General features: G+C 45.2%; 14 protein-coding genes. 6 read left to right on the top strand and 8 right to left on the bottom strand.

All coding sequences use genetic code 11. The features are described 5' to 3' along the window. Window positions 1-33: 33 nt before the first annotated feature. Genes AC4MCC_RS02645 through cysM form a run of 4 tightly spaced genes read right to left on the bottom strand, consistent with a single transcriptional unit; the run spans window position 34 to window position 5,536 of the window. Entirely contained in the window at window positions 34-2,343 is a 2,310-nt protein-coding gene (locus AC4MCC_RS02645) for a RelA/SpoT family protein (protein ID WP_004783621.1), read from the bottom strand. Window positions 2,344-2,387: 44 nt separating this feature from the next. Beyond that, entirely contained in the window at window positions 2,388-3,764 is a 1,377-nt protein-coding gene (gene rlmD / locus AC4MCC_RS02640) for a 23S rRNA (uracil(1939)-C(5))-methyltransferase RlmD (protein WP_200228994.1), read from the bottom strand. 6 nt (window positions 3,765-3,770) lie between these two features. Beyond that, entirely contained in the window at window positions 3,771-4,589 is an 819-nt protein-coding gene (locus AC4MCC_RS02635) for a 3'-5' exonuclease (protein WP_179992986.1), read from the bottom strand. Window positions 4,590-4,606: 17 nt separating this feature from the next. Continuing rightward, a complete protein-coding gene (gene cysM, locus AC4MCC_RS02630) occupies window positions 4,607-5,536 on the bottom strand; it encodes a cysteine synthase CysM (protein WP_034702431.1) in 930 nt (309 codons plus the stop codon). A 331-nt stretch (window positions 5,537-5,867) separates the two neighbouring features. Between cysM and AC4MCC_RS02625 the strand changes: the two genes are divergently transcribed. The 5 genes from AC4MCC_RS02625 (at window position 5,868) to rsfS (ending at window position 11,783) form a co-directional block, all read left to right on the top strand. Then, on the top strand, window positions 5,868-8,675 hold the full coding sequence (locus tag AC4MCC_RS02625) for a GacS-like sensor histidine kinase (protein WP_419375144.1): 2,808 nt from the start codon (window positions 5,868-5,870) through the stop codon (window positions 8,673-8,675). 103 nt (window positions 8,676-8,778) lie between these two features. After that, window positions 8,779-9,567, top strand: a complete 789-nt coding sequence (locus tag AC4MCC_RS02620) for a crotonase/enoyl-CoA hydratase family protein (protein WP_419365691.1) — start codon at window positions 8,779-8,781, stop codon at window positions 9,565-9,567. Between the two features lie 36 nt (window positions 9,568-9,603). Further along, on the top strand, window positions 9,604-10,470 hold the full coding sequence (locus AC4MCC_RS02615; protein WP_491885655.1) for an NAD(P)-dependent oxidoreductase: 867 nt from the start codon (window positions 9,604-9,606) through the stop codon (window positions 10,468-10,470). 41 nt (window positions 10,471-10,511) lie between these two features. Next, window positions 10,512-11,300 carry a hydroxypyruvate isomerase family protein gene (locus AC4MCC_RS02610; protein WP_419365689.1) on the top strand — a complete coding sequence of 263 codons (789 nt, stop codon included), beginning with the start codon at window positions 10,512-10,514 and terminating at the stop codon, window positions 11,298-11,300. 81 nt (window positions 11,301-11,381) lie between these two features. Beyond that, window positions 11,382-11,783 carry a ribosome silencing factor gene (gene rsfS, locus AC4MCC_RS02605; protein WP_419365688.1) on the top strand — a complete coding sequence of 134 codons (402 nt, stop codon included), beginning with the start codon at window positions 11,382-11,384 and terminating at the stop codon, window positions 11,781-11,783. Window positions 11,784-12,102: 319 nt separating this feature from the next. On the opposite strand, the gene AC4MCC_RS02600 is transcribed toward rsfS, so the two are convergent. Genes AC4MCC_RS02600 through AC4MCC_RS02590 form a run of 3 tightly spaced genes read right to left on the bottom strand, consistent with a single transcriptional unit; the run spans window position 12,103 to window position 15,014 of the window. Then, the gene (locus AC4MCC_RS02600; protein WP_159123084.1) at window positions 12,103-13,548 is read right to left on the bottom strand and encodes an NAD(P)(+) transhydrogenase (Re/Si-specific) subunit beta; all 1,446 of its coding nucleotides are present in this window, start codon (window positions 13,546-13,548) and stop codon (window positions 12,103-12,105) included. Between the two features lie 3 nt (window positions 13,549-13,551). Then, window positions 13,552-13,875 (bottom strand): proton-translocating transhydrogenase family protein, encoded by a 324-nt coding sequence (locus AC4MCC_RS02595; RefSeq protein WP_004783638.1) that lies wholly within the window; start codon window positions 13,873-13,875, stop codon window positions 13,552-13,554. Window positions 13,876-13,886: 11 nt separating this feature from the next. Then, on the bottom strand, window positions 13,887-15,014 hold the full coding sequence (locus AC4MCC_RS02590) for a Re/Si-specific NAD(P)(+) transhydrogenase subunit alpha (RefSeq protein WP_491880267.1): 1,128 nt from the start codon (window positions 15,012-15,014) through the stop codon (window positions 13,887-13,889). A 968-nt stretch (window positions 15,015-15,982) separates the two neighbouring features. Here AC4MCC_RS02590 and AC4MCC_RS02585 point away from each other — a divergent pair. Beyond that, the gene (locus AC4MCC_RS02585) at window positions 15,983-17,170 is read left to right on the top strand and encodes an MFS transporter (protein WP_491876540.1); all 1,188 of its coding nucleotides are present in this window, start codon (window positions 15,983-15,985) and stop codon (window positions 17,168-17,170) included. A 6-nt stretch (window positions 17,171-17,176) separates the two neighbouring features. Here the strand turns inward: AC4MCC_RS02585 and AC4MCC_RS02580 are convergent, their stop codons facing one another. Next, the gene (locus AC4MCC_RS02580) at window positions 17,177-17,821 is read right to left on the bottom strand and encodes a hypothetical protein (protein ID WP_419375146.1); all 645 of its coding nucleotides are present in this window, start codon (window positions 17,819-17,821) and stop codon (window positions 17,177-17,179) included. Window positions 17,822-17,901: the final 80 nt, after the last annotated feature.

Below are 17,901 nucleotides of genomic sequence, written 5' to 3'. Positions count from 1 at the left end.
ATTGCGGGCTTTTCTAATCATACCTAAAAAGAATCAGTTACCTTGTACCAGACGGCGGGCACTGATAATTCCCGGCTGCTGTTCAAGACGGGCCAGCAATTTGGAAAGTTGAGCCAGACCTTTGACTTCGATCAGCAGTTTCATATTGGCAATACCATCTGCTTCAGAAATGGTATTGACCTGACGGATATTGATCTGATCCGAGAAAATCACCTGAGTCAGATCTTTGAGCAGGCCACGACGGTCATAGGCTTCCACCACAATCTGCACGCTCTGACCGCGAGTCGGCTGCATTTCCCAGTCGGCTTCTACTGCACGTTCCGGTTCTTGCGAGATCATGCGTACATAATCTGGACAAGCTACCTTATGGATGCTTACACCGCGATTCAACGTGATATAACCCGCAATCGATTCACCATGTACCGGCTGACAGCACTGGGCTACATGCAGTTCCACGTTATCCAGCCCATCAATCAGAATACCATGTGCAGACAAGGTATGGCTAGCACGCGGATTCAAGGCGGGTTTCAGCACCAGTTCAGGCTCATCCTGATCCAGATGCATATGACGGTTCACCTGATTGATCAGGGCATGCAGGCTAATATCACCATTCACCAGACCAATCAGAATATCTTCGCCACTCTTCACATTAAAATGGTTGCAATAATCACCCAGATCAATTGATTTTGGATGAATTGCCAGACGTGCCAATTCTTTATTCAGAATTTCACGACCCACTTCCAGGTTCTTACTGCGATCCTGCTGACGGAACCAGTGACGTAACTTGTCACGGGCACGTGCAGTCTTGATATAACCCAGTGAATTAACCAACCAGTCCCGATTCGGTTCACGGTCTTTCTTGGTCAGAATCTCGACCTGTTCACCAGTTTTCAAGGCATAGGTTAAAGGCACATAGCGCTGGTTGACCCGGGCTGCATAGCATTTGTTGCCGACTTCCGTATGCACGTGATAGGCAAAGTCGAGCACAGTTGAACCCCGCGGCAACTCTTTAATATCACCATCACGGCTGAACACATAGATTTTTTCAAAGCCTTCAAAATCTTGAATGTGTTCAAAATTTTCAACTTCCTCTTCTTCATCCTTATGTGCGCTGGCTTCATTGCGTTCTTGATAATGCTCAATCACTGCACGCAGGGAGTGCAGACGATGATTAAAGGAAGTATCGGTATTTTTCGAACCTTCCTTATAGTTGAAGTGTGAGCATACGCCAAGTTCAGCCTCTTCATGCATCGTATAAGTACGAATCTGCACTTCAAGTGACTTGTTTTCCGCAATCACAGCTGTGTGTAAAGAGCGATAACCATTGGCCTTCGGATTGGTAATATAGTCATCAAACTGATGCGGAATATGTCGCCACAATTGATGTACGATCCCGAGCGTGTGATAACACTCAGGTACGCTTTTCACCAGTACACGCAGCGCACGGATGTCATACAGCTGGTCGAAGCTCAGGCTCTTGCTTTTCATTTTCCGATAGATCGAATAAATGTGCTTCACCCGGCCATTAATTTCAGCTTCAATGCCGTGTTCTGCCAGCTCTTCACGCAATGTATCAATCACGAACTGAATATATTGTTCACGTTCCAGACGCTTTTCATTCAGCAGAGAGGCGATTTCTTTATAGCGTTCCGGCGCCAGATAGCGGAAGGCCAGATCTTCGAGTTCCCATTTCAGCTGGGCAATCCCGAGACGATGCGCTAGAGGAGAATAAATGGTGAGGATTTCTCGTGCGACCCGTTCTTGCCGTTCACGTGAAGAATTGGCCAGCTCACGCAGTGCATAGGTACGTTCTGCCAGCTTGATTAACACGACGCGGACATCTTCTGTCACTGAAATCAGCATCTTGTAAATGCCAGACAGATGTTCACGCTGGTTATTATTAAAGTGATCTTCCAGGCGTTTATTTTTTTCAATCAGCTCAGACAGCTTACCCATGGACAGCGTGCCTTTGACCAGACTGTAGACCTGTTCACCGAATTTTTCCTGCACTTCTGCCAGTGGCATGACGCCTTCACGTACTGCGCGGTAAAGCATGGCAGCGGATAAGGTATCTTCATCGACATAGAGATGCGCGAGAATATCCGCCATTTCAATACCAGTATAGAAGGTATTAGAGCGATGCTGAACCGTACTTTGTAGCTCTTTTTCTAAGGTTAAACGGGCAACTTCTTCGAGCTGCTTCAGGGGAGCCCCGTCTAATATGCCACGAACCCGATCTAACCATTCAGTCAGATCCTGCTGTGCTTGTTCGGCATGTTCTACAGTCGCCTCCTGTGACAACTCATTGAGCCGCCCAGGCAGTTGCTCACGTACTGTGACCATACCCTTCTCCTACTTTTAGATACATCATCTCTTTGATCGTTTATTTAATTTTCTTTTTCGAACAAGGCAATCGACTCGACATGTCCGGTATGTGTAAACATATCCATCACACCGGCTTTCGTTAGCTGATAACCCTGTTGTACCAGTAGCCCTGCATCTCTTGCGAGCGTAGCGGGATTACATGACACATAAACGATTCTTTTGGCACCAAACTGAGGAATATAATGCATGACTTCTTCTGCTCCAGCGCGTGGCGGGTCGATTAATAATGCATCAAATCCTTGATTTGCCCAAGACTGGTGCGAAAAATCTTTGGTTAAATCTTGTGAATAGAACGAAACTTGTGCAATACCATTATTGTTAGCATTTTCTGCACCGCGTTGCACCATTTCCTCACTCCCCTCAACTGCAACCACCTGACCAGACGCACCAACACAGCGCGCCAGTGGCAAAGAAAAGTTTCCTAATCCACAAAACAGATCCAGAACTCGTTCGCCCTGCTGTAATTGAAGCAAATCACATGCCAAGCGAACCATCTGCGGATTGATCGTTGAATTGACCTGAGTGAAGTCCAATGGATTAAAACCGAATTCCACATCAAAGTCATCAAGACCATAGTGTAAGCGTGCCACCTGTTCAGGCTCATCAATCCGCTTCAAATAATCTTGGCCTGCAGGTTGCAAATAAAGCTGCCAACCTTTCTCTAACGTAAATTGGCGTAATCGGTTGACATCTGTTACCGATAATTCTGCAGTTTCACGAATAAGCAACGCAATGTCATGATCACCCATAGCCAATTCTATATGACCAATATCTGCCTGACCATCGAGACTTTGGAGCAATTGTTTAAGACGTGTAACCGATCCAAACTCGCGATCCAGAATCATGCAGCGGTCAATCGAGGTCAGCTTATTGGACTGATTTTCACGAAAACCGACCACCAGCTTGTCTTTTTGAGGCAGATAGCGCACCCCAATCCGGGCTTTACGACGATAATCTTCACGTTGTGAACGTAGCGGTGACAGCCATTCTTCAGGCTGTATCCCGGCAAAATGCTGCAAATGTGATTTCAGAACATTCTGCTTAAGTTCAATCTGTGCATCTGGATGGATATGCTGCATATTGCAGCCGCCACATACGCCAAAGTGTGGACACACAGGTTTGACCCTGATCTCGGAAGCCTCACTGAGCAATTCAAGGCTATCCGCCTCTTCCAGTTTTTTGACTTCACGGGTAATGCGGGCACGAACGGTTTCACCCGGCAAGGCATATCGAATAAAAACTTTCTTGCCATGCTTTTCAAGCGGGTGATCCGGATGTGAACCATAGTGAGCGATGCCACGTCCTTCATGTGAGAGTGATTCAACCTGAAAAATATACTCGGATTGCGGTGCTGGACGTGGTTGTGCTCGACGTTTCATGAAAACCTAGGATGTGGAGATGGGAAAATCAAAACGGGTAAATTCAGTTCTTTGTGAGGTTTCACGCCAGACTGATAAAAAATCTGCATGTTGCGGCTGAGTATGCAGATATTGAATCGTACTTTGCACCAGATGCTGATAATCAGGCAACATCAACTGGCCTTTTAGCAACAGCCAGCGAATATAGACCAACCAGGTATTGAGCACATCACCTTCGCAATAGCTGGTGAGTTCGCTCCATTGCTGGTTACGTACATATTCAGGTACATGATAGCCACCATCACCACGCTTGCCTGGATAACCCAATAAATGAGCAACATCATCCAGTTTCTGAAAATGACGGGCATGAAACATGGCCATGACATCCATCAAATCGACATGACGCTGATGGTAACGATTCTGGTAGTTATTATAACGCTTTTGCGTATCAATTTCGCCCTGATCGAACAGACTTGGGGCAGATAAACCATGATACATGGCCCGATAAAGAATAACCGGCAGATCAAATTGTGAGCCATTCCAACTGACTAGCGTCGGATGACGCTTGTCAAAAATGGATAAGAACTTTTTTAAAATTTCTGCTTCGCTGTACTGTTCACGGCTAAAAGAAAACAGGCGCATGCCCTGTTCATCCATCCATAAACCAGAAATACAGACAATTTCATGCAAAGGCAGACGCTGAAAGTCCGAGCCTGATTCCTGACGGCGTAATTTGGTCAGGGCCTGATCCAGATCAGCCTCGGGCAGATCCAGACCAAACAGATGCGCGCCTGATTTAAGATCGGTTTGGGTTTCAATATCGAAGGTTAAAACAGGCAGGCGCATAAAAGATTTCTCAAAAATTATTCAGGATCTTGTACAGAGAATAAGCCTGTAGACAGGTAACGGTCACCACGGTCACAGATAATACATACAATCACTGCATCCGGATTTTCTTCTGCAAGCTTGATCGATGCCCAAACTGCACCGCCAGAAGATGTTCCGGCACTGATGCCTTCTTTTTGCGCCAGTTTACGCATGGTGCGTTCCGCTTCAATCTGTGGAATATCGATAATACGGTCGATACGGCTACGATCAAAAATTGTTGGCAAATATTCTTCTGGCCAGCGACGGATACCGGCAATGCTAGAACCATCAGATGGCTGCAGGCCCACAATCTGAATATCCGGATTCATTTCTTTCAGATATTTAGATACGCCCATGATCGTACCTGTAGTACCCATTGAGCTGACAAAGTGAGTAATCTTGCCGCCTGTTTGCTGCCAGATTTCAGGACCTGTGGTCAGGTAATGCGCTTCGACATTGTCCGGGTTACCAAACTGGTTTAACACCAGACCTTTACCTTCAGCCTGCATTTGCAAGGCCAGATCACGTGCACCTTCCATGCCCTGCTCTTTGGTCACTTCAATCAGTTCAGCACCATAAGCACGCATCGCGTCCTTACGTTCCTGACTCATGTTATTCGGCATAATCAGCTGCATCTTGTAACCGCGCATGGCCGCAACCATTGCCAATGCAATCCCTGTATTTCCGCTGGTCGCCTCAATCAAGGTATCACCCGGTTTGATCTGTCCGCGCTTTTCCGCCTGCATGATCATGTTATACGCTGGACGGTCCTTGACCGAGCCTGCCGGATTATTTCCTTCGAGTTTTGCGAGTACTGTGGCTTGAGTGTGACTAGCCAGACGCTGCAAACGCACTAGTGGCGTTTTGCCTACATAATGGTCCAGTAAAAATTCGTCTGCTTGAAAATCAGGGGTGGTATTACTCATTATTTGCACCTATATCGAGGTGCGGCTATTGTATGAAAAAATGCATTTCCCTGCACCCATTTATAGCAGTGCTTTTGCATAAAACTGTATAAATCACGATCGGCATGGCCAATTCATCCCGTTTTAGCTTGATAAAACTCCTTAATCATGACAGTGACTTAGCTCACCTCTCCCCCTGAAAAGGTTTGCTCAAACACCCATAATGACTGTTCAGCATAATAGTTTTTATTTTCTGCCTTAATCTGGAGCTTTAGAAAAATAATGCTGAAATTTTAACAGTAGATTTAAAGCATGCTAATATGCAAAGCATAAGGAAAATACTGCTTGAATCATGTCAAATATCAACAAAAAGCTGTTTAAACGCCTACACTTAAATCATGCTTATGGACAGCTGATTGCACTGATTTTTGTACCCATTACTATTCTGGCCTGTGTCGGCGCTGCTCTGGTCATTTCAGAAACTTCCAATGCCGCCCGTGCCCAGCAAAAGCAGATGGCCATTGCGATTCTGACCCGTTTTCAGGCCACTTCTGAATATGCGCTGGACATTCTGAGCCTATATCCATGGCAATATGAGCAGGCTCATGATGCCATGCAAAATATGCTGAATGAAAAGCATCTGGTTCGTGCGGCTATTCTGGATGAAAATGGCAAAAGTAAACTCGGCATTGGTTTTCAGGAGCAAGCGCCTTGGCCGGACTTTAAAAAAGATAGCAATTTTGTTGGCCCGATATTAGATAAAAACAATCATATTTATGCAGTCAAAGTAAATGAAAATGGCATGAATGCAGGCTGGCTGGCAATTGAACTAGACAACCAACCCTTAGAAATTGCCCGCTACCGGGTCCTGATCGTTTTGATTGCGACCGGCTTATTGACCTTATTACTGTTGTTGTTATGTCTGAATTTCTATTCTCGTCGCTGGATTGCGCCGATGTATGAGATTCGCATGCAGCTACAACGCCTGAATGCCGACACTCTAGATCAGCACATGGTGATTAACAGTACCGGTGAACTGCGTCTTTTGCAGCGTGATATTGCCAATGTGGTGAAACGTCTGCATTTCAGTTTTCTGGAATTGCGCGAGCATACCGAACAGACTGAAGACGATTTGCGCCGTACCCTAGATACTTTAGAAGTTCAAAATATTACTTATCGTCAAGCACGTGACCAGGCGATCTCTGCCAACCAGGCCAAGTCGGTGTTTCTGGCCAATATTTCCCATGAATTACGCACACCCTTAAACAGTATTGATGGTTTTATTCACCTGCTGCTGCGTCAAGGCAATCTTAGCAATGAGCAAAGCCTGTATTTGCAGACCATCCGCAAATCTTCTGCGCATCTGCTGGCCCTAATCAATGATGTACTGGATTTCTCCAAGATCGATGCTGGCAAACTGGAACTGGAAACTGCACCTTTTGATCTGGAAGAAGCTATCTTTGATGTGATGGACATGCTCTCGCCACTGGCTGCACAGAAGCATATCGATATGGCGTTCTATTTTGCAGACAATGTGCCAAAACATGTGATTGGTGATGTACTACGCTTCAAGCAGATTCTGACCAACCTGATTTCCAATGCGATCAAGTTTACTCCAGACGGCGAAATCATTGTTCGGGCACGCATGGAGCACGATGATATTGGACAATGTCTGCTGCATTTCAGCGTTCAGGATAGCGGCATTGGCCTGAGCGGAACTGACCGTAAAAAACTGTTTGAATCCTTCTCGCAAGGCGACACCTCGGTCACCCGCCAATTCGGTGGTACAGGTCTAGGACTGGCCATTTCCAAACAGCTGGTTCACCTGATGCATGGTCAGATCGGCTTTGAAGACAATCAGGAACGCGCTCCAACAGAAAAAGGCTCAACCTTCTGGTTTACCGCCCAATTCCCGGTGGATGAAGATATTATCCATGAGCACCCGGATTTCAGTGATCTGACCGTTGTGTCTTATCTTGCCCACCCGGCAACGGCGAATGTCTTAAGACATTATCTGGAAAATTATCGCGTTAAACATATTGAATCGACGTCCATTCTGGATCTGTTCAGCCGTCTGAACCATTTACAAAATATCGAGAATACCTGGCTGATTGTCGACCATAGTGGCGATAGCCAGGCTCTACTGACAGAGATTCGCTCTCGCTATCAGGGACATCTGGCTGTATATGGTTATCAGATGCAGCTTGATCCGAACATGCTGAATGATCATCGTGCCCGCGCCCTGCATCAGCCACTCAGTCGTAGTGCCCTAATTCAGCTACTTGGTAATCAACCCGTCTTCGATCAGGAACAGCATGAAGACTTTAATGGTCAGGGACTGCATATCCTTGCCGTTGATGACCATCTGCCGAACCTGATTGTTCTGGAGGCATTGCTGGCCGAACTGAATGTCACCACAACCAAAGCCATTAGCGGACAGGAAGCGATTGATATCATCCAGAGCCGTTATGAACAGGGCCTGCCGTCCTTTGATCTGGTGTTTATGGACATTCAGATGCCAGTGATGTCCGGTATCGATACCACCCGTGCAATCCGTTCACTGGAATCAACTTTCGAAAATCATCAGCGTCTACCGATTATTGCCCTGACAGCACATGCCCTTTCCGATGAGAAGCAAAAACTGTTGCAAAATGGTATGGATGATTATGTCACCAAGCCTATTCAGATTGATCAGATCGTGCAGATTCTGACGCATTGGACGACTGAGAGTTTTAAAAAGATTCCGGTGCTGGAACGTGCCAATGTCATTGATGCGCTGGATCCGAATATTCTGGATTGGCAACAAAGCCTGCAACTGGCAGCCAATAAAGAAGATCTGGCAGTCGATCTGCTCAGCATGCTGGTTGACAGTTTTGAAAAAGAGCTGGATGAGATTGAGCAACTGATTGAGCTAGAAGATTTTCCGCAGCTGGAGCATGTTTTACACCGTCTCTATGGTGCTACCCGTTATGTCGGCACACCGACTCTGCAAAAAGTTACCGGAAGTTTTGAGCAGTTTGTCTCGACCTTGCGTAAGGAACGTCGTAAAGCCGATGACAGTTTTGTTCAGGAAGTACTGAAATACCTAGATGAGTTGAAAGCCGTGATTGAGCAGGTAGAACAGGCAGCCCAGCAAATCTTAAACAAACATAGTGGTTAAAAAATTACTGTTTTAATCACTCATATCTGTATGACTGCGCTGTCATGCAAGCACAGATCGCTCATGCTATGCTCGCTTACAGAAAAAATTAAGGATGAATACCATGTCACTTGTGCGCTTTGAAAAAAATAATGGAATTGCCACGGTTACTCTCAGCCGTCCAGACAAACGTAATGCCATGAGCTTTGCCCTGCTGCGTGAACTGGTGCAGATTGCGAACCGGATTAAAAAAGACAAGTCGGTGCGTTGTGTCATTTTAACCGGTGAAGCGCAGGTCTTTAGTGCCGGCATTGACTTGGCCGATTTAAACAATCCTAAAAATCGTGCCTATGCGGCCTGGGAACTGATCCGTCCTGGACAGAGCTTATTTCAGAAAGCTTTTCTGGTCTGGCAGGAATTGCCTGTCCCAGTAATTGCAGCCATTGAAGGTTTCTGCTTTGGTGCAGGTATGCAACTTGCGTTGGCTGCGGATATCCGGATCGCCCACCCTGCGACCAAAATGTCAATTATGGAAACTCGTTGGGGCCTAGTACCAGACATGGGACTAACGCGTTCACTCAAAGGTCTGATCGGGATTGATCTAGCCAAAGAGCTGACCTTAACCGCACGTATTTTTGAAGGTGCCTATGCCAAAGAAATTGGCCTGATCACCCATGTTGATGAACAGCCATTAGCAAAAGCACAGGTTTTGGCTGAAGAAATGTTACAACGCTCTCCAGATGCCTTGATGGCCTCTAAATTTGTGCTGGATGCGATGGAACACAAACCCAAAAAGTCACTGCGTATGGAAAAAATCTGGCAACTTAAACTGTTACTCGGTAAAAACAGCCAACTGGCACGTAAAAAGGATAAAAATCCGGATGTGCAGTTTGTGCCACGTCAATATCGATAATTATAGCTGAAGCAAAATCAAAAGATGAGAGATAAGATGCAATTCGATCGTGATAGCAAAATTGCCTTTTTAGGTATGGGACTCATGGGCAGTCGTATGGTAACCCGCTTGCTAGAAGCAGGTTTTCAAGTTGCAGTCTGGAACCGTACGGCCAGTGCCTGCGATCCTTTGCTTGCCCTCGGAGCCACTCCGCTATCTCTAGATCAAATTGCAGATTATCCGGTTATTTTGACCTGTCTGGCAGATGATGCCGCAGTGCAATCGGTCTTTGGGCAGATTCAACCACATCTGGTAGCTAGTCAGATCATTGTCGATTTTTCCAGCCTTTCTGTACATCAAACCAAAACTCTAGCTGAACAGGCCCAAGCTAAACAAGCGATCTGGATTGACTCTCCTGTGTCTGGCGGTACAGCCGGTGCAGAACAAGGCACGCTAGTCATCTTCGCGGGTGGTGATGCAAAAACTATTACCGCACTTGATCCCATCTATACCGTGCTTTCACAACGTGTCACTCGCATGGGTGATACGGGAACCGGTCAGGCGACTAAAATCTGTAACCAGCTGATTGTAGCGGCGAAAAGTACCCTGATCGCTGAAGCAGTGGCCCTGGCCGATCGTGCCGGTGTGGATACAGCCCTACTAGCACCTGCATTAGCCGGTGGTTTTGCTGACTCCAAGCCTTTTCAGATTCTGGCCCCACGTATGGCCAGCCAGACTTTTGAACCCGTGCAATGGAAAGTGCAGACACTATCTAAAGACCTGAACAATGCGGTGCAACTGGCTGCTACTTTATCTTTGGATATCCCTGTGGCAAGCCAGGCCCTATCTCAACTTAAAGCCCATCAGCAAGACGGATTTGCAGAAGCCGATCTGGCCACTGTAATCAAGCACGTAGACCGTTAAATATTCGATTTCAATATTCTATCTTGAGCAAGGAAAAGCCCATGACCAAACTCGCCGTTAACCTTTCCATGATTTTTACGGAAGTACCGCTGTTAGAACGTTTTGCCTTGGCTCATGCGCATGGTTTTAAACATGTGGAAATCCAGTTTCCCTATGAACTGAGTATTGAGCAGATTCAGCAGCAGCTTCAGTTGCATGATCTGGATATCTGCCTGATTAATGTGCCTGCCGGCGATCTGATGCAAGGTGGACATGGTCTGGCCGGCATCCCTGGACAGGAAATCGAGTTTCGTCATGCCGTAGAGCAATCCATTCAATATGCGACTGCTTTGAATGTGCCGAGTGTCAATATTCTGGCCGGCAAACAGCCACTGGATTGTGACCTGCTTCCTTGCCTGAACAGCTTGGCGAGTAATCTGAAAGTTGCCTGCTCCATGCTCTCTGATTATCAGATTCAGCCGGTTTTTGAAATGATCAACGGTCAGGATATGCCACGCTTTCTGATTCAGAATGTGGCTCAAGCTCAGGAGATGCTGGAAGCTGTCAATCATCCTTCCTTGAAAATGCAATATGACTGTTATCATATGGCCATGATGGGTGAAGATGTACTTGAAGCCTTAAAAGAAAATATTGCAGAGATTGGTCATATCCAGTTTGCAGACTGCCCGGGGCGTCATCAACCAAATACGGCTTCCATTCCATATTATGAGATTTTTCAATGGTTAGAGAATAGCCAATACAATGGTTATGTCGCAGCCGAATATAAACCTCTGGGGACTTCGGAAGAATCCTTTGACTGGAAAGAACAGTTCTTCCCAGAGTATGACTAAAGCGGCGGAAGGTGCATTTGAAATTTTGGGCTAAAACCGCTATATTAGATCATGCATAATTGTTAGGAAATTATACTCCCTATGAATTTAGAACCATCGCCCAGCGCTTCTAATTCTCACGATCACACTATGAATTCTCATGCACAAGCAGTAAATGCATGCTTGAAAGTTGTACATGCAGCCCTCGAAGATGTAAAGGCTAAAGAAGTTGTTCAGCTTGATGTTGCTAGCATCAGTAACGTGGCAGATGCCATGGTGATTGCAAGCGGTACATCAACCCGTCATATCAAATCACTTGCAGATAATGTTGCTGAAGAAGCACGTAAAGCAGGTTTTCGTCCGCTTGGTATCGAAGGCGAACGTGATGCAGAATGGATCCTGATTGATCTAGGTTTTGTTGTAGTGCACTGCATGCTGCCTACAGCGCGTAAATTCTATGATCTAGAAAGCCTATGGCGCAATCCTACAGATTCTGTAGCATAAATATCGAATATTCAAAAAAAGCGACCTATGTAGGTCGCTTTTTTTATATTGTTTAACTTGAATCGAAAAAGAAATTTATGGGTCAAAAACTTTAATGAATTCGTTTTTTGATCAGATTTAATCATTCAGCCTATTCTTTAAACGTTTTGTTGCAATTTTATCCAGACCAATTTTCTAAAAATAAAACACCATAGCTAATTTTACTTTGTAATTCTTTTCGATTCAGCTTTTATATAGGAAGGAGAATTTATCTGTAATTTAAATGGAAAAATCCCCCTTTTAAAAGGAGGATTTAAGATGATTCAGCGAATGGAAAGTCTTAGTGACCTGTACCATTAATCGCTTTAGTCATATCTTCCACAACTTTCTTCGCATCACCGAAAATCATCATGGTCTTGTCGTTATAGAACAAGTCATTGTCCAGACCTGCATAACCGGTCGCCATAGAACGCTTGATTACCATGATGGTACGCGCCTTGTGAGCTTCCAGAATTGGCATGCCGTAGATCGGTGAGTTCGGATCGTCTTTTGCAGCCGGGTTTACAACGTCGTTTGCACCAATAACCAGTACTACGTCAGTTGCCGGGAAGTCTGAGTTGATCTCGTCCATTTCCAGAATATCTTCATAAGGAACATCAGCTTCTGCAAGCAATACGTTCATATGACCAGGCATACGACCAGCTACCGGGTGAATCGCAAAACGTACAGTCACGCCCTGCTCTTTCAGCAAGTTTGCCAGCTCTTTTACTGCGTTTTGTGCACGGCCTTGTGCCATACCATAACCCGGTACAATGACAACGCTGTCTGCATTCGACATTAAGAAGCCAGCATCATCCGCAGAACCTGAACGGTAGTTACGTTGCACTTGTGCACCCGCAGCTGCTGTCGGCGCAGCTGCACCACCCATCGCACCACCAAACAATACATTGATGATCGAACGGTTCATCGCTTTACACATGATGTAAGACAGAATCGCACCTGAAGAACCAACCAGCGAACCCGCAACGATCAGCATGTTGTTTTCCAGTGTGAAACCAATTCCCGCTGCTGCCCAGCCTGAGAATGAGTTCAACAGCGAAACCACAACCGGCATATCGCCGCCGCCTACTGGTGCAATCCATACCCAGCCAAATGCCAGTGCAAGACCAGTCATTGCCCAGAAAGATGTCATGCTACCTGTCAGGAAGAAGTGAATCCCTGCTGCCAGCATTGCAATAAAGATCAGAGCCTGAACCGGTTTTACCCAGCCACCTGAAATGGTTTTTGCCCATTTCTTTGCAGCCAACTTACCGTATGCAAATACAGAAGCAGTAAAGGTAATCGCACCCACAAAACAGCCCACAAACAGTTCAAACAGGTGAACCTTGCTCATTTCATGGAAAGTCACACCATTTGCAGCTAACAGGTCCGGGCCCAATTCAACCAGCTTGTTGTTATGGATAATTGCCGCAACTGCAATCAGTACCGCAGCCAGACCCACCAGTGAGTGCATGAGTGCTACTGTTTCTGGCATCTGGGTCATTGGTACAGTACGTGCACGCGCAATACCCACCACTGCACCCGCAGCCATTGCTGCAAGAATCATCCAGACTACTGGATTTTCAGCAACAAAGAATGTGGTCACTACAGCAATCGCCATGGCGATCATACCGTAGCGGTTACCTGCAATTGCAGTTTTAGGACCAGACAAACCACGTAGCGTTAAGATAAAAAGAACGGCGCCAATCAGGTAGAACCAATCCGCATACTCTCGAATAAATTCCATGGTTTAACCCTCTTTTTTCTTTTGCTTAGGTTTGAACATTTCCAGCATACGTGCAGTCACGGCAAAGCCACCGAAAATATTAATGCTCGCCAGAAATACTGCGATTGCCCCCAGTACACTCACCACGTTAATGGTCTGGAAATCCACGCTGCCTTCAACGCCCACCATTGGCAGGCCAACAGTTTGAATCATTGCGCCCACGATAATGATCGAAGACAAGGCATTGGTCACCGCCATCAATGGCGTATGTAGTGCTGGTGTTACCCCCCAAACCACGTAGTAACCCACGAAGATGGCCAGGACGAAAATCGTAATTGTTTCAACCATGAGTCTGCTCCTTAACCACGTTTTAACAGCACTTGGCCGCCGTGAGTGACAAGTAGGGCTTTTTGAATTTCATCTTCCTGATTCAGGACAAAGTTCTTGTCTGCATCAAAAAGTGTTTCAACAAAGTTATAGACGTTACGTGCATATAGCGCTGATGCTTCAGTCGACACCGTTGATGGAATATTTGGCACACCCAGAATCTTCACACCATTTTCAGTCACAACAGTTTCACCGCACTTAGAACCTTCCACGTTACCGCCTGATTCCACTGCCATATCCAGAATCACTGAGCCTGGTTTCATCTTGGCTACGGTTTCAGCGCGGATTAAGCGTGGTGCATCACGACCTGGTAACAATGCAGTGGTAATCACGATATCGGCATTCGATACCGCTTTATCGACAATCGCTGCCTGATCCTTGATGTACTGTTCACCTGGCATCCAGCCATAACCGTTTTTAGCTGCTTCATCAGCACGTGCCTGCTCTTCAGGAGACATCGGTACGTCTAGCCATTTACCACCCAAAGACTCAACCTGATCTTTGGCAGTCGGACGAAGGTCAGTTGCTTCTACGACTGCACCCAGACGTTTCGCTGTTGCAATCGCTTGAAGTCCTGCTACCCCGACACCCATGATCACGACACGAGCCGGTTTTACCGTACCTGCCGCTGTCATCAGCATCGGGAACATGCGCTGATATTCAGCAGCAGCTAAAAGCACTGATTTATAACCTGCTAGGTTCGCTTGAGAAGACAATACGTCCATGTTTTGCGCACGTGACAAAGTACGTGGCAAAAGCTCAAGAGCAAATGCAGACACATTCTGTGCCGCGAATAGGTCAAGCTCGGTATTGCGGTATGGGTCAAACATCGCTACAACCGTGGTGTTAGCTGACAGCTTTTGAATTTCCTCACCCTTCGGTGCACGAACTTTCAAAACTATCTGGCTACCGGTGTAGGCATCATCCGTAATTTTGGCACCAACTTGCTCATAGGCACTGTCGATGTAGGCAGCTTTAACCCCTGCTCCACGTTCGATCACCACACTATGACCAGCGCTGATCAATTTCTTTACTGTCTCAGGCGTCGCAGCGACGCGATTTTCACCGACGACAGTTTCGGCTGGAATTCCAATCTGCATGAGCGTCCCTCAAGCTAATTTTTTCTTAAGTAAACACCGTGATTTACGGTGTTTCCCCTCAGGATGTGTTTTTGTTGAATTTTTGGATTCTAATTAAACTTCTAGAAATTACTACCTATTATTTATTTAATAAATACCCATATTTTGAACTGACGATTCATAAAAATGATGCTGTCATATAGCATTTATTAGTTCAGCCTGATTATTTTGATTTGCTGAATTTATAAACGATATTCATTCTCTTGAACGATGACTGTTTTTCTGGTTATTTTTTATTAGATTACTTTTTGTTTTATTTTGTTACATTGATCATTCTGACAGATATTTCATTTTTTCTACTTAGCAAATCTTTATTTTAAATGAACTGATAAAGCCTAAATTAAGGCACTTTTCTAGGGCAGTTTTCTGTTTTTGACCTTTTTGACAAATTTAATCTACTTTGGAATGTTCATTTTTAAGAACTAAAAATACTGTTTTCCTATAACTTTTTCATTTTTGACTCATAAAAAATATGAATTGATGATGAAAAAATTGATTTGGGATTCACTTATTTGACTTATTCAGCTCAAGTCTTAAGACTTGCTTGAAATAGGTGAAAAAAATATTCTGCAACATTTATTATATTAATACTCAGTCCACTGTCAGATTTACAAATTCTTCATTTTGCACCAATTTTGGGCAATCACTGATTCAGATTGATCTCTGTCACTTGGTCTTAAATGAGATGACTTAATACAAAGCGCTTCCACGTACATTTTCTTAAGTGAAAAAGTTAAATTTCTAGCGAATTTTCATCTCTTCTCAATTCAGAAACGTACTTTTTTGTGGCATTTCTCTTATATTAGTTCGAGCACTTTGCACTATTTTTCTCCTTTTATCCTGACGGGTTTTCGCCTATAGTGCCTGCAACTTACGCATCATCTTTGATGTTCTTTATAAAAATTCTCCCTGAGCTTAAGGTACTTGCCATGACTCCTCCTCTCGATATCAGTCAAAATAAATCTCTGTTATGGCTGATGGCGATCGCATGTGGTTTATGTGCAGGTGCAAACTATTATTGCCAACCGCTTATCTCCTCAATTCAGCAATATTATCAGGTACCAGAATCCCAAGTGGCGCTGACCGTGACCTTTGCGCAGGTGTCTTATGCCTTGGGCCTGCTGTTTATTGTGCCTTTGGGAGACATGCTGAATAAGTCCAGACTCATTCCTTTTTTGATGTTTGGTGCCGCCTTAGGTTTGCTGATCTGTGCCACAGCAGTCAACCTGCCGATGCTCTGGGTGGGGACTATTATTGCCGGGCTATTTTCTGTTGCTGCCCAGATTCTGATTCCTTTAGCTACGATGGCTGTCCGACCTGAAAAAACCGGAGAAGTGGTCGGTTTTCTCATGAGTGGCTTATTAGTCGGTATCTTATTGTCGACCAGTATTGCCGGATTGCTTTCAGACCTGTTTCACTGGAAAACCATTTATGCGCTCAGCAGTATGGCACTGTTGGTTTTGGGCTTTTACTTAAAAGGACAATTACCCAGCATGCCGCGTATGCGAATCAGTTATGCAGCGATTTTTAAATCCATGGGTACGCTACTGCGTGAGGAACCGCGACTGGGCTTACGCTCCCTGATTGGTGCATGTGCCTTTGCAGCCATGAGCATGCTGTTTTCAACCATTGCCCTGCTACTGACCCAAAAACCTTTTCATCTATCTGATGTGATGGTGGGCTTAGTAACCTTAGTTGGTGTTTTCGGTGCGCTATCAACTCAGGTTATTGGCAAATGGGCGGATCGTGGCTATATCAAGATCCTGACCTGGATTGGCTGTTCAATTCTGGCAGGAAGCTGGCTATTTTTATATTTTGGTGGCGTATCTCTGCTCAGTTATATTCTGGGTTATGCCCTGATTAATTTAGGTCTGGCGATTACTCATAGCTGTAATCAGAACGTGATTTTCCGCTTGCGCCCGGATGCCAAATCACGCCTGAACTCTATTTACATGACGCTGTATTTCATTGGTGGTGCCTGTGGTTCTGCCTTGGGGGTATATGCCTGGCATCATGGTGGCTGGAGCATGACCTGTCTGTTTGGACTTGGCTTGGCGCTATGCGCTATCCTGTTCGTGCTGATGGATCAATGGCAGCAGCATCGAGCAAAAGCTTAAACAAATTTAGCTGACTTGTACGACTGGGTAATAAGGTTTACCCGAATCCCAAGTTGCTGCATTTTCCAAAAGAATGCAGATAAAAGTGGGCAGCAACCCGGCCAGAACCCGGCAACTGTCTTGGAGCTGCTTTATATTAAATGAACTTTGATAAGTCGCACCGCCCTGCATAAGCTGATAATGCAAGGTGGAAAGACGGTTAAAAATCACCAATAAGATTTCACTTAAATTCTGTTCCTGTACAGCCTTTTGTATTTTTTGTTTTTGCTGGTCTAATGCTTCACGACAGCTTTCCAGACTGACTTTATGATGACGATAATCCCAGAAACCTTGATCGGTATAAGGGCTATCCAGCAGCGCAGAAATTGGCTGGCTATATTTTTCCCAGACAATATGCTGAAGTTTTTGTTCCACATCTTTTTGACAAAGAGTTTCTAGAAATTGATGCAGGCTTTGTTGATCCTGACGAACCTCTGTTTCTTGTGCATAAATCGAATTAAAACTGATCCACAGGCTAATAAACTTAAACTCTAGTTCCTCATCCAGCTCTAATGCTTTTTTAAACCAGCTAAGTCCCCGTTGAATCCGTAAATTAAAATAGTCTGAATGCTGAGGTTTTTTGCTTTTATAAATCTCCTCCAACATGAGCATCGTTATTCTCCTTATTTATCTCGTTTTCTTTATCTTAATCTTAAATATCTCAAAATATAGCATTGCAGAATGACTGGGAG

The organism is Acinetobacter sp. CAU_H_56 (genome assembly GCF_058599425.1).
Note: the sequence above shows the minus strand (reverse complement) of the source record. Positions and strands in the feature narration are given on the sequence as shown.